Source organism: Lacibacterium aquatile, from assembly GCF_042683105.1.
GTDB lineage: Bacteria > Pseudomonadota > Alphaproteobacteria > Elsterales > Elsteraceae > Lacibacterium > Lacibacterium aquatile.
Window position 1 is genome coordinate 161,363 of the sequence record NZ_JBHUIP010000005.1, and the last position, 20,698, is coordinate 182,060.

Genomic DNA, 20,698 nt, shown 5'->3' on the forward strand with positions numbered 1-20,698 from the left:
CAAACAGGAAATATAAAATGGATAAACGACCAGCAGCAAACACTCTCCGCGGACAGGAAAGACAGAAGCTCTCCATCGCGAAAATTCTAACGGCTATCGAAAGCGCAAAAGAGGAGGAAATCGAGATAACAAACCAATATCTCAAACAAACGACCGGTCTGCGGACCAGACAGCTAAACAAGTACAAAAAGGTCGATCAACTCAAACCCTATTTCGTAAAGCTATCGAAGGGGAAACGGATACCTCAGAAGAACGCAAAATCGAATGAAAATGGAGCAAACATCGCGCTCGTTCGCGCGCTCGCAAAAGCCCAAAAAGAGGCTGCAGAAATGGAAGAAGAAATTAAAAAACTGAGGAAACGAAAATACGACAAGGACCTTGATTGAAATACCATTCCAAAATAAAATAGATCCGATCAATCAGCCCGATCGGATCTATTTTATTTTGGAATTTTCCCAAAGTGGCAATGCCACATTAATTCTCGATTATCTCAAAATCACGCAGAAACATTACGATAATTGGCAATGCCGACAGTGAGAATTTCAGGTTTTCGTATAAATCTGAAAAACGAAGACTTGGTACTCCGACTTTGGACACTCTCACCATCTGAAAATGGCATCACCCACTCGCGCCTGTAGCGCGTCTTGTCGCCTGCAATTCCGCCCATCCTAACCCCTCACCCGCTTGGAGTTGGTCCGGCAGTGAGTGGCGGTTACCTCCCAGACCGCAAACCCCAACCACCCTTGGACTTTCACTCAGAAAGCCCGCCCTCATTTCTTCACACCACAGAGGATTATTCTCAATGCGCCCTGAAGCCCCGGCCAGATTTTTCGTCACTGGCAAGCCTCATAAAATTACGGATGAACTGTACCTCCGCACCCTCATGGGTTTTGAGCGGACCAAAGGAGCCTACATTCTTGGCCTGCAGATGCCTTTGGCGGTCAAAGATTGGCCCTCTCTCGAGGCACCGGCTTCCGAGCCTACGGCAAGAGTAAATGATTACGTCTCCGTGGAAAGTGACGTCGTCTTGTTTATGGTCCGTTCCAAGAAGCTCACTCCCAATCAAGGAGCTTTCGAGGCAGACGAACGCACTCAGATCCTGGACCTGTTTGCCGGAGGTTCACTCTGTGTTTACGAGGATGGGGAGACGCTCTCCTCCATCAGTGCAATGGGGGCTTCCCATATTCTCCAGGACTGCCCTCCTGATATTCTCACCGCTTATGGGCACTCCGCCACCGCCGCGGTCAAAACTTTATACTGGCTGGTTTATTCTGGGCAGATGACACATGCGAACATGATCAAAAGCCTAAAATACCTCTACGCAGATCTACGCTGCCTGCCCTTTGATCTCGAAGAGTGGATTAAATCCTGATGGCTTGGCTAGCGACCCTTCTCTAGGCCTTCGATCCCGCTTCTCCCCGGGTTATGGCCAACGCCAAGCCGGGAACACGCTGCACTCCGCCTCGCCCTGAGTGACCAGCCACCAAATCGTCCGAGCCGCCCGTACCACCAGCCGGCTCGCAAACGGTCAAAACTCAACCGAATCCCAAATCACACGTCGCAAGGGCAGTCCCTTTGCGCTCGCGATCGTGCGTTCATTTTTCAACGTAAATAAAGGAACTCTCATGCGCCACGAACCGCCAGCCAGGTTATTTATTTCCGGCCGACCGCTTCAGATCAACGATCAACTGCATCTACGCGCATCCATCGGTTTGGGGCGCAAGAAGGGCGCCTACCGCGTGGATTACTGGACGGCGCGTGCTCAGAAAAACTGGCCCGATATGGGGCCTCCTCCGACTGGCCTTCGAGCAAACGTCTGCTCATGTCCAGCAGTCGACACTTTTATCGCTTTGATTCGCTCGAAGAAGCTCACTCCGAGACAGGAAACCTTCGAAAGCGAAGAGCATGCCATCCTAATGAATGTAATTCACGGCTGCGGCATGCAGACAGGACCGAACGGTGAGACAATCGCGTCGATCACCGAAGAGATGACGGGTTCGATTATGGAAGGATGCCCACAGGACATCCATCAGGCATTCTGGCACACCATGAACGCTGCGGTAGCAACCTTAATCTGGTTGGAATTTTCCGGCCAGATTACGCCTGTCGGCAAAATGGAAAGCTTCGAACGGATTCGAGGCGCTGCGTTCCGCATGCCGTTCGATCTCAAAAAATGGGTCGATGAAAATCAAGCGTGATGCTTGGCCTTCCTGTTGTATCGATTCATTGAATCCTGCTGCATCATCGGGATTATGTATGCAGACCTCATCCAATCGGCCGCTGGCGAACGGATTGGATGGGGAAAGGTACTGATCCTCTTTCCTTATCTGCGCACCAGCGTGGAAATGGGTATCGAACGCTATCTAATGCATACCAACAGCGGCCAATATCATCCCCAGCTACGTGCGATCGAAGAACGTCTGGCTGAGTATGTGCCAAACCCCTCGCCGCACCTTTCCGTGAGTTGGGACACCTGATTTCAGCCTGGAACGGAAGCACCGCGCATGTGGAAGCTCGGCTTGCTTGCAGAGCGAGTCGGCAATCTGACCAACGCACCGGAGCCATCGCTGAACGGTGAGGCAGGATATCCCGCCCCACCGACACACCTCTACAATCCCTTGATCGGGTCGAACAGGAGCGCAGCCTCCAATTCCAACATCGTATAATCCTGCTGCTGAGGGGTCAGGTACCCCATCCTGGTCAACAGCACTACCATCAACCTGTATGCTGCCAACACTCGACAGAACGGCCCGGCCGCCAAGGCGGCAGGCCGCTGGTAGCAGCTTTCCTTCAATAGCGCCGTGATGCTTTGCCTAGCTTCTGCAATCGCAGTCTCGTTCGCGCCGATGATGGGCAAAATATTTGCCCACACCGCTTCGTCATTCCGCGTATCGCCGATGACCGAGATATCGACAAGCACCCCTCCCATCATGGAACGGGAGCCAATGCCTGCGGCTAGCACAGATGAAACCAAACGGTCCGTCTCCGTCGTACCCGGCATCGCTTCATAAGAGAAGTCTTGGATCTGAAAAGCCTCCGCACCTCGAATGAAGCGGCTTTCCATGGACAGGATGCCCGGAGGCTTCGACTGAGGCATCGCAAAGCGCAATCTGATGCTTTCGTAGCTCATCTCCGGCCCTCCCTATGCCGCCTGCCGGACGCGCTTGCGCGCGGGTTCGACCTCGAGCAATTCCTCGATCGACGTCAATGATGCCCGCAGCCCATCTGCCGTGATGCGCCCGGTTGCGTGGAGATGGTCGAACAGCAGGAAGGCCAGACCCAAAGCCGCTCCAAGCCCCAGCTTTTGGGACCTCGTCCAGTCCACGATCACCCCGTGCCGGGTCCTCAGGGCGATCTTCTGCCCCGCAGCAATCAGCGCATCGATCTGACCGGCACCAGGATGGGACCGCCGCATCAGCGCCCGTCGGTCAAGCCGGGCGCGCTCAGCATCAGGGTGCCGTTCGTCCAAGATTACCATCCCGGCACCGCCCATGGTTTCTGCAACCACGACCTGGCCTTTGGGTGCCAATTGATAAACAGGACCTGCATGCGGTCGGGAGGCAATGCGCTTGAGCCTAAAGGCGCCATCTATCGCCTCGAGTTCGAGCATCGTGACATGAGCACCGGCTCTGACCACGCAGTGCGCCGCTACAAAAGCCCGTACGGGCATTTCTATAAGTTCCAATAGGCCTACTCCTTGCTAGAGAGATCGGCCCTCACAGATTCGCTCAAGCTTCCGACATTCAAGAGTCGATTTCAAAAAACATCAGTAATTTTAATAACTTATAATGATATGGAAATGTTGGCCGTGTTCTCAAAGGACGCACTCACCCCATCAGGGCACGGGCAGAGAAGCGGTTCCTGGGCGGCAACGGGACCACTCTCAAGCTGCTTCGGGGCGTCAGACATTCAGCCACCAAGAACGCCTGCTCCGCATCAAGTTCCTCGCCTGGAACCTCCCGATGCCAGGCGCGCGGAGTGCCCTGCTCGCCTGAACTCCAGCGATATCCCCTGCCCTTCAATAACAGCCGGGACTCGAACGGAGCATCCACCGCCCAAACCCGGAAAACCCGACGCCGGGCATGGGTCAGCAGCGCTTCCAGCGCCTGTTGGCTGCTGCGCAATAGAGGCCGACTCAGGATCTCCGCCAGCGCCCAGACATCGTCCAAGGCACGATGACCTTCGTGCCAAAGCCCGATCTTCATCAGCAGATACGCCAGCTTCGATCCTTCGAAACCCTCGGCGCGCCAATCGACCTCAGAGTAGGAACATGCCCAGCCGAGGCTATCGAAGATCGGCCAATGTTTCTCCGCGAACGGCCGATCGAATGCCGCGTTATGGGCTATAATCAGGGCAGCATCACGTAGAAAGATTGAAACTTCCTGCTCGTCGATCTTCTGACCCGCAACCATCGCATCGGTGATCCCCGTCAGCGCCGTGATCTCCGGCGAAATGGGCACAGCAGGCTCCCGGAACCGATCAAACACGTCAATCACGCGGCCGAGGCGACCACTGGCCTTGCCGTAGGTCAGCTTGATCATCGCAAGTTGGATAACCTCATCGCGGTCAACATGGAGACCCGTCGTTTCAGTATCCAACAGAACCAGGACGCCGGTCTCCTCACCGGGATCAAGGTCGCCATAACTCTCTCTCGGCATCAGCCGGTCCAGGATCCTGCAGCCCTGCTGCTCCAGGATTTCGCGGGCCTGCTTTTCCTTCATTAGAATTCAATCCTCCCAAAATCGATCGGAGGCCGCCAGCGAACGAACTTCACCTGATCGAGCGCCTGTTCCGCGAAAGCCTGTCCAGTGACCTGGTCCTCCCCGGTCAAGCCATTCCCAAGCGCGAGATCGAGCAGAAAGGCGCTCAGCTTCTCCCGCCCGGTCGGCAGACTGAGCAGTTTGACGGCCACACATGACAGCAGATAGCGCAGCAGGCCCGCGCGATTCGGCTGACCCATCCGATAGGCCGAATCCAAGGGCAGCCCCACGGCATCCGCCAAAACTTCCATCGAATTGAATTGCGGCCCGAAACGACTGACGACATCACCAAAATACAAAGCGTGGCTATTGGAGGACCGCAAGGGCAGCCCCAACCAGCGGACCCTGATCAAACTGAGAGCGCTGGATGCCTCGTAGTCATGGCATAAATAGGTATCCAACAGACTATGATCCCAGAGCGTTTCCAGGCTGTCCACCAGATGCGACCCCAGCATCACCTTGAAGTCCTTCACGCTGGGGATACTGGTTTCCAGATTTGCCTCCAACACCCCCAAGGCCTGCAGTGGACAGTCGGAAGTCTGGGTCGGCTCGATCAGCGACAGTCGTAAAAAGCGCGTCGTCATGGGACCTCCACCTTTGGAGGCCCTCAGATAGGAACGTTGGCTCGGCCGTAAAGGCATGAGCCGGAAAACAGTCAGTCCATCAGTCCCTTACGGCCTGGCCCCAATCAGTGCGACCCGCCCTTCGACGGGTCGCATGAAGGTAGCTACGGCCGCATTGACGGATATTCGGGTTCCACCGGTACCGGTCTCTTTTCCTGATTGAAGTGGGATACGAGCAAAGCATGAGCGCCAGCCTCCGTCGGCTTTTCACCCAAGCATCGATTTCCCACCCAGGCCTCATAGACAATCGTGCCGTTGGGACGGCGAACAGGGACGACAGAATAGTCTTTCGGCAACAGCATCGGGCTTTCTCCTGATTGACGCCGGACACCCCGGCGACATCAGCGTCCTTCGGAAATAGTGAAAGTAATAACGCTTTCCAAAAGGCTCCCTGCCCGACCAGAAAGAATGGCCCACTTTTTACGGCGGGCCACTCACCAAGTCACCGACGCAAGCGCAATGACCGCACCGGCTCTTCTGGCTCTTGCTTTGGCTCCGATCCCCGTTTGTGTTCTATCGCAATACCAACGGCAGCAGCCCTGGTCGGGGCAGTACCGATCGGATGGCCGTCGGGCGCACAGGCCAAGAATATCACCTTGCCCGCCAAGACGTACTCAACGACGGTGTAGTCTGTGGGTAAATTCATTTGTGGCTCCTCTTTCGATCACCGGTCAGATCGCCGGCCACCAGAGAAGCTAGTCGACAACTACGAAAGTAATTCACCCTATTTTTCGCCCGACGTTTTTTCTGCTCAACGATCCCCTTGAGCAACGAAAAATGACCTCGCCATTCGCCCGACCCTTTTCGGCCAGATCGGTGGCATCGGCAAAGCGGTCCGTTCACTTGCGCCAAATCGCAGAACCATGTTAGCTCACGCCGTCGGCGAGCAACCGAACACACAACTAAACGGCCCTACCCTCAAAGTCGGGCGGCCCGGCCCATACAACACCAGCTTGCTTCAGAGGCGTCCAAAACCTTTGAAGTACGGGAAAGGTCGGGGGCAGACACTGTGTGTAAGCTTGCTACCGCCCGGCACCAGGCCGGCATCGGCCTGGCGTCGACCGCGGTAGCTTAGAAACTAAATCCGTCCAACAGACGGAGCATCTCAGCCTGACTCGATGCGCCTATTTTCGCGTAGGCGCTCGAACGTTGGGACTTAAGCGTATTCGTTGATATCCCCAGGCTGGCGGCGATCTCAGCGCCTGTCGCCTCGTCGTCGGTCAGAGCCCTTAATATCCGCACTTCTGCCGCGCTTAAATCAAAGAACGATTGAATCGCCTTCCACGGACGCTGTTTCGGTGCCCCCGGATCGCGCATCAGCACCGTCGCAAACGGCTCCGCTCCGCCCAGGATCGGGATGATCCGGGCCACCAGGACCGTGTTCCCTTCAGCCCTGCAAAGCCCATCGACCGGCCGACCTGTTACCAACGCTTCGGCCAAGACCTGCTTGAAATGAAATCCTTTGGGCGACAACAACCACGAACGCTTAAACAGGCCGAACTGCCGCCGCAACACCTCGCCCATCTCGTTGGTCTGCCGTACGTTGAGCGCACTGTTGACCAGGAATACCGCCAAGCCTTGGGTGTCCAGGGCTTGAGCCGATGCCTGGGCATTTTGCTCCGCACGGCTCAACCGGACATGCACGTCGAGCGCATTGCGCAGCGGGCCGGTCAAACTCTCGAAGAGATCACGATCTGCACCCTCGAAGCCGCTCTGCTGCGCTGTCCGGTAGAAGACAAGCGACGCCGAAGTACCTGGGTCGATCGTCATGATTTGGACTAGCTGATGTCCTAAGCTGAACGGCTTCAGGAAACCTTTATAAAAATCGGTGTCGGTGTAGCCGCGTCCCAGCACCTCTTCACCGGTGAAGATACGATCGACATTCCCCTGCTGCACGAAGCGTCGGAGCGGGCTGATATCGATGAAACTGTCCAGGTAAACCTGATGGAAAACCGGGTCGATGGTCGAGGCCCCGATCGACACTGTCTTCGTCATCGGAGTGCCATGATGCACCATGAGCGCCGCGCCAGCGGCCCGCATGCTTTCGGAAACCGATTCGACCGCCTCCAGCCAGGAAGCTTGGCCGGCGGCGGCTGCATGCAGAACACTCGAAACAGAACCAATCATTGATTAATTGAACCGACTTGGAGACCTCTGATTAAGCTCACCCTTAATCAGTTGTGACAATCCCGTTATTTCAACAACCCAAGATTGCGTCACTTTCACCCCCGGGGGTGATTACGCCGCCTCAAACCCATGGCATTCGAGAAGAAAGCAGGGCGGTGCCTCGTCGGCGCCAGTTTGAAGCAGAGCAACCCATGACCAAGAGCGAGAACGCGGCCGGAGGATATACACGGGGTTCCCCCCGGGTATTCTTAATTCTTCGTTATCTCGCAACCCGCGATTGCGATGGGTCAAGTCCCGTTTTAAGCTCGGCGAAGCGGCGAGCAATCCGCAGAGAGTCTGTCCTGGTTCCCCTGCCAGGACAACCCGACCTAGACCAATCCCTACGCGCGGCTTCCACCCCCGCCGCTGTAGGTAAGGTGGGGTACCGCCCTGCGCTTTGGCTGCCGCTCGATGTCGGATCGTCCGACACCGCCCATAGACAGCCCTCTAGCAAGGGACCACAGGTATGACTCACTGGACCGTCGCCCACCGACCGCCCCCCTCCGCCCGCGCCCCGTTTCGAGTGCCAGATCCGATGGATATCATTTCCATCGCGGTACCTTCCTGCAAACCCGGAAGAAGGGCCGAGGCCGGTACTCCGGCCCGCTCCTAACTCCTTCCCATTTTAAGCCGCTGCGGCGCAGGCCTCCGTCTGCGCCTGCCCCATCACGCCCGGTTTTCGCCGGAAGGAGCACGCATGACTACCCCCCTTCTGCCTTACACCCTCGGTAAGGCCCAGATAACTTTCACCGCCGACCTCGGCCTGATGCATCATGAACAAAAGTGGTCGGAAACCAATGTTACCGGCAGCGGCGGCGGCGGGTATGTCTCCGGCAACCGCGACTATGTCAGCGGCAGCATCGACGCGGTCAAGATCCAGTCCGACGTCTCCTTGAAACAGGAACTCTGGGTCAACCTCCTCGACGGCCGTCAGCAATGCTACTCGCTGACCAACTTTCATGTTCAGGCTCTGCCCAACCATCCCGTGCTGATCCTGAAGGCAACTACCCTGCAATCAGGCGGCTTCTTTGACCTCGAAGTCGCCGTGCGCAATCTAGTAACCGGGGGCTTCTTCACCAACCCCGACGTTATCGCCGGTATCGTGCATAAGTTCGCCTATCCGAAATTAGTTGAACCGGGCCTGATCGGCGGCGGTCTTCTCGCCACCGCGCTCGGCTTCTACGGCGGAGCCGGCATTCTGTCGCTGGCCTTCGTTGCGGTCGGCTTCCTCGCGAGCAAAGTCATCCCCAAGGCCATGGTGAAGGTTCAGGTCGAGCGTTTCGCCCAGCATCTTGTCGCCGTCGAAGAGGAAGCTCAGGCCCAAAGCATCGCCCTCATCCGGCAACTGACAGCTGAAGCCGCCGGAGCAAACACGTAGCACCATGATTTCCGCCATCGAACTGGCCCTCAGCATAGATCCCGATGGCGGCTACGTCGTTGAACTCGTCGATCAGCCCGTCATCGGCAGCGACCCGATCCTCGAAGGCCTCCGCCGTCACCTGCCGGGCGGCTGGAGCGTCTTGGTTGACGCTGCCGATCTCAACCGGTTCCGGCTTCATGTCGAGACCGACGATCAATTGTTGGCCCTGATCGAAGCCCTTGCCGCCCTCAATGCCCAGTGGGCCTGCGCCCTCGCGGCGCCCCGGCTGCATTCATGAAAGATCCCCCCGATGAAGAAGATCATCGCTCTTTCCTTTCTCCCCGCCGCTTCGTTCCTTGCCGGGTGCGTCCCCGGCAGTGACGCGCCCACGACCTACGCCACAGCGTCAGCTTCGTGATCTCGCATGCCAAGGACTCACGCCATGATATTTCGTCCGCTTGCTCTTGCGCTTATAGCGCTGCCGCTGATTTTGGCTGCTTGCGATGATGCCAAGCACACGAAGCTTTGCAGCGACAACGACTTCGTGTCCGAGCATATCTATCCTGATGTTCCAAAGACGATCGCTAAACATTTTAGCTCGAAGGCTACCAACGCACTCGGCTGGATCGGCGCCATTGCCGGCATGATGAACGCAGAAACCATCGCCAAGGAGGTCGACCGCGACTCCTTCAAACTGCTGTCAGCCGTACCGACAACTAAGGTCGGACAAGTGTATGGGTGTCGCATCATCGTTGCCGCCAACTTGCCCTCCAGGGGTCAAATCACAGCTTACAAGATTCCCTTCGATGTCGAATTCAACGACCCATTTGGCAAGAACCCGACCTTCAGCTATGAGGTCGACTTTAAACTTATGAGTTCAGAGGCGCGGAATAGTCCGAAGCCCACGAGCAAGGCGCCGACTCCTCCGACGCCAACAGCGTCATCACCAGCAACTCGATCGCCAGCTGCGGCTGTTCCGGCCGCGCCACCACGACCATCTCAACTGCCCTCAAAAACTTGGGAAGAGAAAGTGTTCGAAGGGTGCACTGCAACGGAGACGTTGGACTATATCCGACGCTCTACCAGTGATTTTGCTCGCCAACATCTAACTTCCGATGGCCAAACATTTGACTCCAATAAACTTCAGTCTCTTGGGCTGACAGCAGAAGAGATGCTGTCGGTTTTGGCGGGCCAAGCTGAAACGAGTTCCGCTGGATTCGACCGCAGTTCTTGCTTGTACATCACCACTCTGACGAATGGCGTTCACAAGGTCGAAGTCGTCCTTACGATGCCAATAGCCGGTGAGCCCCCTCGGCCAATCGGCTCCCCTAGCATCAAGGATATCTATAGCCACCCTTAAAGGGGTTTAAGCGCCTTGAATTTGCCCGCCAAACTATCTGCATGGGGCGAATCGTAAAAACAATTTTAACGACATCTCCGTGGAGGAAACTCAGCCGGAGATGTCGTACATGACTTTGGCGCAAATTGAAGAACCGGTCGCCGCCATCGTCCGCCGCAATTCCCAGCGGATCTGGCTGCAGCACCGCGAGGCCAGTTGCAACCTCTATATGGAGATTTTCGACGGCACCGCCGGTCGCCTGCAGGCCAACTCCTGCAGTCTGCAGATGTTGGCCGAGCGGACCTTGGAGATCGAAGATTTCATTCTGGAATAGTCGGCGAATTTTTTCTGATTTCGACGTCTCACCCGTCAAGAATCGGAGACTTGATGACTTAGCCTCCTGATATCGCCGGTGCCCCACCGGACATACATCAGGAGGCTCTCATGTTCCGTTTCGTTGGCTGCATCGTCGTCACCGGCTTCGCGCTTTTCGGCCTCGGTCAATTTTTGCGGGAACATGTCGTTTCCAGCAAGTCAACAGAGGTTTAGGCCGCGGCGGGGAAAATATTCCCGCAGCGGTTGCGGAATCACGCTAGCCAGCCGCCAAACCGCTTTGCACAATAGCTTGAACCAGACAGTCGGATAGAAATCCGTCGAGAGAGTTTGCATGTCAGAGAAACGCCGAAGCGACAAGCTACCCCGAGAGAAGATCCTGCTGCTCTATCAGCGGCTGACCATGAGCCCTCAGAAACATTTTCAAAAAGCGCTGGCCGCTGAGTTGGAGTGCTCGCCGCAGACCATTGCTCGCTTGGTCGACACCATTGAAGTCCACATCGGCAAAGACGCATCGATCGAGCGCGGCATTGAGAACAAGAAGCGGTTTTATCGCTATCAATCCGAAGCTCAGAAAAATGGCCTCGGCTTCGATTTCGAGGAACTGCATTACTTAGCCGTGTGCCGAGACTTCGCCGCATCCCAGTTGCCCCCGCCTGTTGCCCAACGGATTGATAAGACCCTCAGAGACTTGGCTTTGCAGTTGTCCGAAGGCGAGGCATTACAGCCTCGTTCTGGCGCCGTTGGTTTTCGCAGCAAGGGTTACATAGATTACCAACCGCACCAGCCGACGATCAACGCCCTCCGCTTGGCAATTGAAAACCAGAGGGTCTGCGACGTGGTTTATCGGGCGATGGGGCGGGCAGAGAACAAGAGCTATCGCTATGCTCCCGGCCGGATCTTGGCGATGAACGGCACGCTGTATGTCCAAGGTTATCAGATGGATGAAGGGTCGCTTCAAAAAGGTCGCCCAACGACTCTATCCCTGCATCGGATCTCGGTGCTTTCCCCGACCGGGGAACACTTTTCCTTTAATGCAGCCGACGACGAAGCTTGCAGCTTCGGACTGAACTGGCATCCCCCGAAGCGCATCCGCGTCGAGGTGTCTGCGCAGGCGGCCGACTACGTTCGCGATCGCATTTGGAGCGCAGATCAAACCGTGGATGAACACGATGATGGCAGCTTGTCCCTGACCGTAACGACCACAAGCGAGAAAGAGCTCAACGCCTGGATTTGGAGCTTTGGGGGACTAGCGCACGTCGCATGAGCCCTCCCGCTAAAAGCCTGCATCTCCCTATTACCACCTATAAAAGCCGTATTTTCGGAGTTATCGATGAACGCCATTCATAGCGAGCAAGTGACCGACCATTTAACGCGGGTAGTCACCGTCAAACTCGAACCCGGCGCCCGATATGTCGTCGATAACTTGTTGATCGGGGCTGGAGACACCATCGCGGTTGGAATGCGATCGATCGAACTGAAAGTGACCCGGTCGCGTAAGCAAGGCGACAGCACCATTGAACAAACCGTCGTAGAGACCCACTCCCTCCCCGCAATGCGCTACGCATCGCCAAAAGCCCTCCGCTATCTCGTGCAAGCCGGCCAGGAGCTTGAGCCCGGTGAAGTCTCCATTCTGGAATATGAGGTGGAAGACAGTTTTCTCAATCGCGTCGAGAAGACCATTCGTCGGATGACGAAACACTCTTCCAGCCTCCATGTGATGGGGGCCATTCCAGACGGGAAGCTGCAGAAGGCAATTGCCCACTACGCCAATTCCGTCGATCCGGACAGAGTTTGTTTCCTATTCGACGACACCGTGTTCGGCAGCGCGAAAGACGGCTTCCTCATCACCGACAGCGGCTTCTACTACAATAATGGCGCACGCCGACTAGCGCTGCGCTTCCGCGAAATCGATACCATTCGCGTGGAGCCGGCTGCCGTTAAAACCGGGGAAAAAGCCGCTGACCGCTCGCAACTCATTGTGACGAACTCTGACGGGGAGATCACGGTTGGTGATGATTGGCCGGGTGTCCCACTCGCCGACTTCGAGAGCCTTCTAAACCTCGTCATCCACGCACGCGAGATCGGCCAGACCAAAGAGGTCGATGGCTATGTGATCGTGGAGGATATGCCGGAGCCGGTACGTGCAGCTTACTTAGGGCTACTGGTTTGGCTCACCTACCATAACGACGGTCAGATCGATGAAAGAGAACTGTCCGAACTCCAGGTGTTGATGACGCAATTAGATTGCGGTCCTGAACTGCGTCATCAGATCCGTAGCTACATCAGCGCGCCAAGCAATCTGGATCCGGCCACACTCGTCAAAGAGATGTTCGCCCAGACACCTTCTGGCTCAGAATTGGCTTTGGCCGGCTCTTTGATCAAGGACGCCGTTCGGATGGTGCGCTCGATATCAAAAGAAAGTGCTTTAGAGCAGCCGGGACTTCGCCAATTGGCAAGCCTTCTTAATATCGATGATCAGCAGATTGCCTTCATTGAAGACGCCTGCATACAAGATGAAAAGATCATGGCTGGTGAGCTATCTGACAGTCAGATTATGACTACGGCTAAAGTTATGGCTGCAAAAGCCTCCGCCGTCGGAGTGCCGATCGCCGCCGTCTATCTAAGCGGCAGTGTCACCGGTTTAAGTGCCGCGGGTGTAACAAGTGGCCTTGCAAGCCTTGGTCTAGGCGGCATCTTGGGTTTCTCATCAATGGTCAGCGGCATCGGTGTCGCGCTTATCCTCGGGGTCGGCATCTACAAAGGCGTCCGCTGGCTGGCGGGCGGAAAAGAGCGCGACAAAGCCTCCCGACGGGAACTGATGCTGCAGGAGGTTCTGCGCATCCACCAAAAGGCCATTAGCAATCTTGCCGAAGACGTCGCCTTCTTCGGTCGCCGGATGGTGGACCTCACCACAGATGTCGAAAAAAATAAGTTGCTCATCGGCAAGCTATCTCGAGAACTCAGCATGTTTGCCGATGCCATAACTCGCCTACGTTCCAAGGAAACAGGACTGGAGAGCGAGCTTAAGACTGAACTTGAAAAGCGGGCCGCATGATGTCGGGCGCCCAACGTGAAGGCGAGCAGATCGCTTTAGCTCAACAGGACCAGATCACTCTTGTCCAAGAGCAACTATTCAAGATCGAAACCCATGCTGCGATACTAGCCGTAGAAAGCCAGGATCAGGCAGATGATTTGGCCGCCCTTGAGCGGCAGATGGCCGATCTCTGGGCTCTGAGTGGTGTGCCAGCACCGACGGAAGCCGAGATTATGGCGGCGGAGCCTTCTGTTGCCATTGAAGTGACCGAGACCGAGGTCGCGATCATTCAGGCCCAAATCCCTGATCTGTCGGCATCTTTCTCAATTCCAACAGGCGACGGTGATTGGGCTACCTTTGTCCAAGAGACCCACACTTATATCAACACGCGTGGCATCGATATCGAACGCGACCCGTTTCAGCAGTTGCTGAAACCTCATCAGATCGCGAACGTCCATCGTCGGTTTCAGGCCGATTTCGGTGCAGCACCGTGGGATCGCTGGGATAGCGCCGCAGTCGCGACGGCTGTGCTGGTCGGGACGTTGGTAGACTATTTCATTGTGGCCACCCCATTAGGAGGCGACTTCAAAGGGCAGAAAGATCAGCGTGGCAGCCTGGTAACCGCTTGGCTTCGCGAGCTGTCAGAGGCCATTTACGATGACGAAACGCCGAAAAACGGTCTCGAACAGTGGCTGCACGAGCTAGTAGAGCGCGCAGAGGACGCGGCAAAAGTTCCCTACGATATATCAATCAATTCGAAGGAGGATGGGATCAACATCAGCGGCCTAAGGCCGGCGATGCACCGGGTGATGAGCCCCGGGCATGATCCGATCCTGGGACTTGTTTTCGGCGTTATCGACATTCTGCGAAACACCTGCACTTTGATCGACGACAAGGGCGTCATAAACGTCATCGAGCGCAGCGGAGAAGCAACAACCACCGATCCGTTGGAGGCATTGGTGACTGTATTGCTCCATATGTTTTCGGACGTCTTCACATCGACCGGCCTCCCCGCCCCCTTCATGAGCGTGCTGCAGACCCTCAATATCGATTCCGGCATCTCGCTCAAAGAAGACGGCCCGTCAGTCACCGTAACTAACGTGGTGCGCTACATGTATGCGCACGGTTACGATCTTCGACATTTTGCCACGACAACCTTGTCCCCTGCGATCGCCGAACTGCTTATTCGTTCGTTTCATGCGGTCCGGGGTCTAGGGTCTGATAGCGAGGTCGACGTGGCCGGCATCGGCGGGAGAATGAAACTCGCCAAGATGCTCGCGCTGTCGCACGGCCTACTGGCCTCGACCAACATCATGAAAACCGCGCTCTATGGATGGAATCCAACCGCCTTCAATTTCGCGCAGTTCATGGTGTTCGGGAACAGCTTGTTTGGCATGCTCAAAGTCGCACAGGAGCGTGATGATCTAATTAGTGACCGGCTCACCTCCGGGTGGGAGCAGCTGATGGCCCAAACAGCGGTAGGGCAAACAGCCGGCTAAGATCGAAATCACAGTTTGCAATTGCCTGACTTTGGGCGAATGCCGGAAAACATCGGAAGAGATAATTCGTGGGGGCGCGACATGTACCAAGGAAAAAACTGGGACTATGCGGCCGGAATTCTTTGGCCCGTTTTAGTGCAAGCCGCTTCTAATGGTCGCCGATTCTTTTATAGCGATCTCAGCCCACTCATCGACACGAATCCCCTAAATGTCGGAAAGGCATTAGGCCCAATTCAGGATTTCTGCCTCGACCATGACCTGCCACCGCTGACCGTCCTTGTTATCGGTAAAGCGAGTAAAGTTCCTGGTAGCGGTTTTATCGCTTGGGATATCGAAGATCTCGAGCAAGCGATGAAACTTGTCTTTGCTGAGAACTGGTCGGCGATCGAGAATCCGTATGGCCACTTCGGCCCTGACGACAGTCGGGAGAGCTTGGCTGACCGCTTGCTGAAAGCCCCCGACACAAGCGGCGAGATCTACCGGCACGTGAGAGATCGTGGCGTCGCGCAACGCATCTTTAAAGCAGCACTTTCGGAAGCGTATGACCACAGCTGTGCATTCTGTGGAATGACCTTCACTGCGGCGCTCGAAGGGGCTCATATTATTCCATGGTCCATGTGTACGCCGGAGCAGAAGCTCGACGTGCGGAATGGCATATTGCTTTGCGCCACCCATCATCGCTTGTTTGACCAAAAATGTATGGGAGTCAGAGCCGACTTCCGGATCCAGCACTCTGATCCGGAGGGGGAAGATGAACCCTATTCCGAGATTGATACGGCCCTCAGCATTCAGCTTCATGGAAAGCTGATGCGCCTTCCCAAGAATCCCTCCATTCGCCCTAGCGCCGAACTCATCGCTAAAAGATGGAAAGCTGATGGCTGGGACGGAGAATGAGAGCGCCTATTGCGTTATCGCATCAGGATCTTCTATAAAGCCCAAACGCGGGTGTAGCTCAATGGTAGAGCAGAAGCTTCCCAAGCTTACGACGAGGGTTCGATTCCCTTCACCCGCTCCATAACAGATTGATTTAAAAGCAATCATCTCAAGCAGAGCTTTCATTGTGACTCTGATTTGAGAGTCGTGCGGCCACTGGTATAATTATCTGCCAAAGTCACGAATGACTCACCTCGGCTTTTTGGCTGACAGCCACATCATGCGCGTATCGCAGAATATTTAAAGCCAGCAGATCAAAGCTTCCATCGCTCAAGACGTTGAGCAAATCTGGGCAGATATTTTTCCCCAGCCCGTGTTCGGCACCGTCGGGTGCCAACGGAATTTGGAGCGCAGCTGATATGACTCTCATCGATTTCAACTGCTGTGAGGTCGGAACACGTTTTCGCGCCCACTCATCGTAATGTCGGAAATTGTTCGCACCAGCAATCACGATCGGGCCAGTTGAACATCCGCCAAACTTTTTACCCTGCCCATCCCAGATATGAGCGGACACGCCGATGGCCTCTTTAAATCTCAGGAGAAGGTTACTGAGCAATACCATGATCGCTCCGGAATAGGCCTCAGCAGCGGCTGCATTGGCATCAATCGCATCATTTGCGGCATGATAGCTTCTAATCACTTCGGGAGGGAAACCATTCCAGAACGGTCTTCCTGCCCCAAAATCAACGGATAATGATCTATTTGAGGCTTCTTTCAACTCGTACTGGGCATCTCGCTCATTGCGCCAAGCGTCAAAAAGAACTTCGAGATTGGGTGCGCAAGCCCGCCAGCTCCACACCAAGCGGACCATCTCATGGTAATATTCATCGTTCAGAACCAGATCTCCCCGGTTAAGAACGATGTCACCATTCTTTATAACGATGTCGCCAGGTTTCCTCAGCAGCGCCAGATCATAGCGTTCAACGATCTCATTATATTCAATTACCGGCTTGGCCATATTCAAAAGGCCCCCGGGCCTGTCCGGCGCCGAGGGATTACCCCAAACTCACGGGCATGCCCAAGACCGGCCCAAGCCCCGTAAGAGCCGACGACGTACAAATGCTGCTTGGCGCGGGAAACGGCGACATTGAGGATATTCGGCGTACCTGCAGCCCAATTCCGAGCCCCCGTCTGTGTCTTCATCGGAGCGCCTAAAACAAGGATGACGGCTTCGGCCTCACGCCCTTGAACGGTATGGATGGTTCCGATGCGGTCCTGGGTCCATTTCTCAATGTCGATGCCCATGCTCTTAAACAGCTGTCTCTCGAGCTTCAGGCGATCCTTCAGGCCTTTCGCGACAATTCGGAAAGGCGTGATGACAAAGAGATCCGGGTTTTGAAGTCCCTCAGCACCGAGTTTCTTGAACAGCTCGACGACCATCTCGCCCTCTGCCGGGCACCATTTCGTATCGGCTTCATCATCGACGTCAAACCAGGTGGTCGGGCCCAACACCTGCCCGACCGGGCCGAGTTTGGGCTTACCGGCGGCATGCACCATCTGCCCGTCATAGGCGATGCGGTTCGAGATTCCGAACATGGGGTCCTGGCAGCGTCGATGTACGAGCAGCGGCACACCAACACGGCGTGGACCGCGGTCAGTCCGGAAACTGGCCTGAAACCGTGACGCCCGATCAGCCAGCGTCTGCGTTGACGCCTCCGGTGCCGACCAGACCGACTTCTCTACCATGAAGAATTTGGAAATCTCCGAATTCAGGCGCTCCGGCAGCGAGATCACCGGCGGGATCTGCAGCGGATCCCCGACCACGATCGTCCGTTTGGCTCGCATGATAGCCCCAACAGCGGCCTGAGGGGTCGCCTGCCCCGCCTCATCGACCAGGAGCCAGCCAATGCTTCCCGCCGGAAGATCGCCGAGCATGCGGTCGACAGACGCGAAGGTGGTCGACAGGACAGGGATCACCATGAAAAGCGTCGACCACAGATCGCCCAACAGCTTCCGCTTGGCCTCATCCGTCGGCACGCCATTCGTGAAAAACTCCATCAGAACGTTGAGGTTATGCAGAACCTTCTGCGCCGTCTCATCGATGAAGGCCTTATGCACCGCCATCGCCGCGATAAAGAGTTCCTCACGCTTGCGATGCAGGCTGTCCGGCAGCCATGGTGCGCTCAGGTTTTTGGCTTCATGTCCTTGCTGGAAGAACACCTCATCGACCATCAGGCTGCCTAAGACCGCCCGATGACTGTCAACTTCCAAGGTCAATCGATCGACCTTTTGACGGGGTGCCATCAGCGCATTTTCAGCATCGCGAACTTTGGCGTTGAAACTGTTCAGCTTCGATGTCGCAACAGCAGAAGCCTGATCCGCCTGACGTAATCGCGTGATGGCGGTCTTTTCCGCATCAACAAGAGGAACGCTCTCATACAGCCAGATTTTCCATCTCTGCGTTCTAAAAAGCTTTGCAAAAAAGCCCGGTCTCGCATTCCGATGCTGCTGAGCCTCTGCCCCTCGTCGGCCGCGCTCTGCCTCTGCCGCCTGCAGGGCACGCTGGCATCTCTGCGCTTCGGCTTCGACTGCTGGCAGCTGTGCCGTCAGCTCAGCGAGTATGGCCTCACCTGCTTTCAATGCGTGCTGCGCCTCAATCAGTTCGAAGCACAGTTTTCTGACGGCCTCCAAGTCCGTCAGCTCCCGCTCCACTTCCTTCTTGAGCGACAGCAGACGCGCCTGCGCCTTCCGCCAATTCGTCCCCGTCTGTTGGGGTAATGGCGGCTTCTCGAGTTCCAGGAGCCTCGGCATCCGCCGCTCGATTTTACCCGTCTCCGGATCCTTGATCTCCTTGACGATCGATTCGCCTTTGACCGCCTTTAGATAGAGGCGGAAGGCGAAATCTTCGTCCCACCAAAACCGTTGAGTGAATGCAAATCTGTTCTTGGCATTTCCCAGAACGGCAGCCACCAACCCCCAGGTATCAACCGGCTCAATATCGACGGCCTCTTCATCCTCCTCCTCAGAGGTCTCCTCGGGAGAATGAACGCAGTCGCTGATAAATTTGAAATACGTCAGCTCATCCGCTTCACGCCCGACAGCTTTGGCTGCCGGCAGTTCGCGGCTGATATTCTCGACGGCCTTATTGTTGCTGGAAGCGACCAACACTTCGTGGCCCTTCAAAGAAGGAGCCAAGGAGTACATCAGATAGGGCCAATCTCCCACTGAGGCTTTCTCCCCCGAAAAGGTGAATGCCTTCTCCGGATCATCAAAGGCGGCCATCGCCAAGGCACGATCGAGAACACTAGAGGCGACGACATCGCGCAGGAGCGTTGTCTTGCCGGTGCCAGGCGGGCCATTGACCGCAATGATCCCCTCTTTGCCTGCCAATTCCGCACGAGCGAGATTCACCGCCGCTTGCTGCAGCAGAACCAGCGGATGTCCGCCGGGGCTTGGCCAGCGTGCCAGCGGGATCATCGATGGAGCCACGGCCGCCTCTAAGGCCGCATCCTCTGCCAATAGATCAAAGGTCTGCTTCGGCTTTTCGATACCGAGATAACGCCGCAGCCCCGGGGGCACATTTCCCTGCCCGACCAGCGCTGCACTGCGCCCGAGATCCCCCAAGTAAAAGGAATTGAGCAGCTGCACTTCCGGCGGATTCTTGGCCTTGAAGTAGTGATAAATACGGATCGCGAAAGACGGTGGCTCGACCATATCCCTCGCGAGGCCGAACTGAGCCACCAGCCAATTGAACGCTTCCAAGATGGTCTGCATATCGACCGGAAGAGGCTTGTCATCCTCGTCAAAGCGACGAACCATCGTCTCAAGCTTGCCGATAATCCGAGTCTCAATCTGCGGCCAGGCTCCCAGCGTGCCCAGCTTGAGCTGCAGGGCCAAAGGTAGAGCCCATGCGAAGCTTGAGACCCCTACGGCCTTCTCTTCCAGCAGGAAGCCATTTTTATCAACGAGCAACGCAGCAATCGCTGCGTTTTCCTTTTCTCGGGCATTAAAATCGGCGTCTTCCCCGAAAGCCTTCACCAGCGCCGATGTCGCTTTGACCATCGGCACCGAGCCCAGCACGATCTGATAATACAGCTGCTTCTTGGGCCTCGACTTTTCGCCTTTCACCCAAGGCAGTTCAGCCGTGAGTTTAGCAACGCAACTCGCGTCGCCCGCGGCCAAATCCTTAGGCTGCTTATATGTCTGCGGCGACAAAGCCTCCAGCGCTGTCCAAGCCGCAATGATAGCCCCTGGTTCGTTCGCCCCTTCAGGGGGCCGAAACGTCGGCAGCGGCCCAAGATCGAGGATCTGAGAGCCAGCAGAAGCGGAGGCCTCCCGAGGGGGTGGCTGCTGAGTACTCGCCGATGGAGTCACTCGCTTCGGCGGCATCGAAGGTTTGGTCTCCGCCGGAGACTCCGCCGAGAATAGAGGGGCGCGAGGTGTTGCAGCCATACTCTCGCGAACCTTGGCATGCAGCCGCCCGGCACGATCAGTGTTCCGAGCCTCCAACTCTTTGTTCAGCGCACGCATTGCATCGACGTCGCCCTGAGATTTTTCGAACAGCGCTTCGAGCTGATCGATCCGATACTTCATAAATGGGCGCGCCGTATCCCCAACCATTCCAACAATCCAAACTCAGGGTCAAAATACCTGAGGTTGTTTTTAGAGGGGTCGGCTCAACGACGCCACCATTTCAAGCCAGTGTTGA

Annotated in this window: 19 protein-coding genes and 1 tRNA gene; 13 read left to right on the top strand and 7 right to left on the bottom strand. The window is 56.1% G+C overall.

Features of this window, described 5'->3' with window-relative positions; all coding sequences use genetic code 11:
- The first annotated feature begins 17 nt into the window (after nt 1-17).
- The 4 genes from ACFSM5_RS07825 to ACFSM5_RS07840 all read left to right on the top strand — a co-directional run bounded on the left by ACFSM5_RS07825 (nt 18) and on the right by ACFSM5_RS07840 (nt 2,477).
- A complete protein-coding gene (locus tag ACFSM5_RS07825; RefSeq protein ID WP_379875761.1) occupies nt 18-386 on the top strand; it encodes a hypothetical protein in 369 nt (122 codons plus the stop codon).
- Nucleotides 387-802: 416 nt separating this feature from the next.
- The gene (locus tag ACFSM5_RS07830; protein WP_379875762.1) at nt 803-1,372 is read left to right on the top strand and encodes a hypothetical protein; all 570 of its coding nucleotides are present in this window, start codon (nt 803-805) and stop codon (nt 1,370-1,372) included.
- A gap of 253 nt (nt 1,373-1,625) precedes the next feature.
- On the top strand, nt 1,626-2,198 hold the full coding sequence (locus tag ACFSM5_RS07835) for a hypothetical protein (protein WP_379875763.1): 573 nt from the start codon (nt 1,626-1,628) through the stop codon (nt 2,196-2,198).
- Between the two features lie 3 nt (nt 2,199-2,201).
- A complete protein-coding gene (locus ACFSM5_RS07840) occupies nt 2,202-2,477 on the top strand; it encodes a hypothetical protein (protein WP_379875764.1) in 276 nt (91 codons plus the stop codon).
- Between the two features lie 131 nt (nt 2,478-2,608).
- Here the strand turns inward: ACFSM5_RS07840 and ACFSM5_RS07845 are convergent, their stop codons facing one another.
- The 5 genes from ACFSM5_RS07845 to ACFSM5_RS07865 all read right to left on the bottom strand — a co-directional run bounded on the left by ACFSM5_RS07845 (nt 2,609) and on the right by ACFSM5_RS07865 (nt 7,510).
- Nucleotides 2,609-3,130, bottom strand: a complete 522-nt coding sequence (locus ACFSM5_RS07845; RefSeq protein ID WP_379875765.1) for a hypothetical protein — start codon at nt 3,128-3,130, stop codon at nt 2,609-2,611.
- 12 nt (nt 3,131-3,142) lie between these two features.
- Entirely contained in the window at nt 3,143-3,610 is a 468-nt protein-coding gene (locus ACFSM5_RS07850) for a hypothetical protein (protein WP_379875766.1), read from the bottom strand.
- Between the two features lie 217 nt (nt 3,611-3,827).
- Nucleotides 3,828-4,721, bottom strand: coding sequence for a 3'-5' exonuclease (locus ACFSM5_RS07855; protein WP_379875767.1), 894 nt, complete (start codon nt 4,719-4,721; stop codon nt 3,828-3,830).
- A complete protein-coding gene (locus ACFSM5_RS07860) occupies nt 4,721-5,344 on the bottom strand; it encodes a hypothetical protein (RefSeq protein ID WP_379875768.1) in 624 nt (207 codons plus the stop codon). Before ACFSM5_RS07860 ends, ACFSM5_RS07855 begins: the two co-directional genes overlap by 1 nt.
- Nucleotides 5,345-6,454: 1,110 nt before the next feature.
- Entirely contained in the window at nt 6,455-7,510 is a 1,056-nt protein-coding gene (locus tag ACFSM5_RS07865) for a helix-turn-helix transcriptional regulator (RefSeq protein ID WP_379875769.1), read from the bottom strand.
- Nucleotides 7,511-8,246: 736 nt separating this feature from the next.
- On the opposite strand from ACFSM5_RS07865, the gene ACFSM5_RS07870 reads away from it, so the two are divergent.
- The 9 genes from ACFSM5_RS07870 to ACFSM5_RS07910 all read left to right on the top strand — a co-directional run bounded on the left by ACFSM5_RS07870 (nt 8,247) and on the right by ACFSM5_RS07910 (nt 16,132).
- Nucleotides 8,247-8,927 carry a hypothetical protein gene (locus ACFSM5_RS07870; RefSeq protein WP_379875770.1) on the top strand — a complete coding sequence of 227 codons (681 nt, stop codon included), beginning with the start codon at nt 8,247-8,249 and terminating at the stop codon, nt 8,925-8,927.
- Between the two features lie 4 nt (nt 8,928-8,931).
- Entirely contained in the window at nt 8,932-9,207 is a 276-nt protein-coding gene (locus ACFSM5_RS07875) for a hypothetical protein (protein WP_379875771.1), read from the top strand.
- 144 nt (nt 9,208-9,351) lie between these two features.
- Nucleotides 9,352-10,269, top strand: coding sequence for a hypothetical protein (locus tag ACFSM5_RS07880; protein WP_379875772.1), 918 nt, complete (start codon nt 9,352-9,354; stop codon nt 10,267-10,269).
- A 109-nt stretch (nt 10,270-10,378) separates the two neighbouring features.
- A complete protein-coding gene (locus ACFSM5_RS07885; RefSeq protein ID WP_379875773.1) occupies nt 10,379-10,582 on the top strand; it encodes a lysozyme inhibitor LprI family protein in 204 nt (67 codons plus the stop codon).
- Nucleotides 10,583-10,915: 333 nt separating this feature from the next.
- Nucleotides 10,916-11,848: a helix-turn-helix transcriptional regulator gene (locus tag ACFSM5_RS07890; RefSeq protein WP_379875774.1), complete on the top strand. Its 933-nt coding sequence runs from the start codon at nt 10,916-10,918 to the stop codon at nt 11,846-11,848.
- 66 nt (nt 11,849-11,914) lie between these two features.
- On the top strand, nt 11,915-13,639 hold the full coding sequence (locus ACFSM5_RS07895) for a tellurite resistance TerB family protein (RefSeq protein WP_379875775.1): 1,725 nt from the start codon (nt 11,915-11,917) through the stop codon (nt 13,637-13,639).
- Complete coding sequence (locus ACFSM5_RS07900) at nt 13,636-15,117, top strand: hypothetical protein (RefSeq protein ID WP_379875776.1); 1,482 nt, start codon at nt 13,636-13,638, stop codon at nt 15,115-15,117. Before ACFSM5_RS07895 ends, ACFSM5_RS07900 begins: the two co-directional genes overlap by 4 nt.
- A gap of 81 nt (nt 15,118-15,198) precedes the next feature.
- The gene (locus ACFSM5_RS07905; protein ID WP_379875777.1) at nt 15,199-16,011 is read left to right on the top strand and encodes an HNH endonuclease; all 813 of its coding nucleotides are present in this window, start codon (nt 15,199-15,201) and stop codon (nt 16,009-16,011) included.
- 47 nt (nt 16,012-16,058) lie between these two features.
- Nucleotides 16,059-16,132, top strand: a tRNA-Gly gene (locus tag ACFSM5_RS07910).
- Between the two features lie 96 nt (nt 16,133-16,228).
- Here the strand turns inward: ACFSM5_RS07910 and ACFSM5_RS07915 are convergent.
- Both ACFSM5_RS07915 and ACFSM5_RS07920 read right to left on the bottom strand, forming a co-directional pair.
- A complete protein-coding gene (locus tag ACFSM5_RS07915) occupies nt 16,229-17,008 on the bottom strand; it encodes a hypothetical protein (RefSeq protein WP_379875778.1) in 780 nt (259 codons plus the stop codon).
- A 2-nt stretch (nt 17,009-17,010) separates the two neighbouring features.
- Nucleotides 17,011-20,610 (bottom strand): DEAD/DEAH box helicase, encoded by a 3,600-nt coding sequence (locus ACFSM5_RS07920; RefSeq protein ID WP_379875779.1) that lies wholly within the window; start codon nt 20,608-20,610, stop codon nt 17,011-17,013.
- Between the last annotated feature and the right edge of the window lie 88 nt (nt 20,611-20,698).

Coding starts and splice junctions, on each gene's coding strand:
- ACFSM5_RS07865 (WP_379875769.1), bottom strand. CDS start 7,510: ATGATTGGTTCTGTTTCGAGTGTTCTGCATGCAGCCGCCGCCGGCCAA.
- ACFSM5_RS07855 (WP_379875767.1), bottom strand. CDS start 4,721: ATGAAGGAAAAGCAGGCCCGCGAAATCCTGGAGCAGCAGGGCTGCAGG.
- ACFSM5_RS07895 (WP_379875775.1), top strand. CDS start 11,915: ATGAACGCCATTCATAGCGAGCAAGTGACCGACCATTTAACGCGGGTA.
- ACFSM5_RS07870 (WP_379875770.1), top strand. CDS start 8,247: ATGACTACCCCCCTTCTGCCTTACACCCTCGGTAAGGCCCAGATAACT.
- ACFSM5_RS07845 (WP_379875765.1), bottom strand. CDS start 3,130: ATGAGCTACGAAAGCATCAGATTGCGCTTTGCGATGCCTCAGTCGAAG.
- ACFSM5_RS07905 (WP_379875777.1), top strand. CDS start 15,199: ATGTACCAAGGAAAAAACTGGGACTATGCGGCCGGAATTCTTTGGCCC.
- ACFSM5_RS07880 (WP_379875772.1), top strand. CDS start 9,352: ATGATATTTCGTCCGCTTGCTCTTGCGCTTATAGCGCTGCCGCTGATT.
- ACFSM5_RS07900 (WP_379875776.1), top strand. CDS start 13,636: ATGATGTCGGGCGCCCAACGTGAAGGCGAGCAGATCGCTTTAGCTCAA.
- ACFSM5_RS07830 (WP_379875762.1), top strand. CDS start 803: ATGCGCCCTGAAGCCCCGGCCAGATTTTTCGTCACTGGCAAGCCTCAT.
- ACFSM5_RS07920 (WP_379875779.1), bottom strand. CDS start 20,610: ATGGTTGGGGATACGGCGCGCCCATTTATGAAGTATCGGATCGATCAG.
- ACFSM5_RS07835 (WP_379875763.1), top strand. CDS start 1,626: ATGCGCCACGAACCGCCAGCCAGGTTATTTATTTCCGGCCGACCGCTT.
- ACFSM5_RS07875 (WP_379875771.1), top strand. CDS start 8,932: ATGATTTCCGCCATCGAACTGGCCCTCAGCATAGATCCCGATGGCGGC.
- ACFSM5_RS07885 (WP_379875773.1), top strand. CDS start 10,379: ATGACTTTGGCGCAAATTGAAGAACCGGTCGCCGCCATCGTCCGCCGC.
- ACFSM5_RS07915 (WP_379875778.1), bottom strand. CDS start 17,008: ATGGCCAAGCCGGTAATTGAATATAATGAGATCGTTGAACGCTATGAT.
- ACFSM5_RS07860 (WP_379875768.1), bottom strand. CDS start 5,344: ATGACGACGCGCTTTTTACGACTGTCGCTGATCGAGCCGACCCAGACT.
- ACFSM5_RS07890 (WP_379875774.1), top strand. CDS start 10,916: ATGTCAGAGAAACGCCGAAGCGACAAGCTACCCCGAGAGAAGATCCTG.
- ACFSM5_RS07850 (WP_379875766.1), bottom strand. CDS start 3,610: ATGCTCGAACTCGAGGCGATAGATGGCGCCTTTAGGCTCAAGCGCATT.
- ACFSM5_RS07825 (WP_379875761.1), top strand. CDS start 18: ATGGATAAACGACCAGCAGCAAACACTCTCCGCGGACAGGAAAGACAG.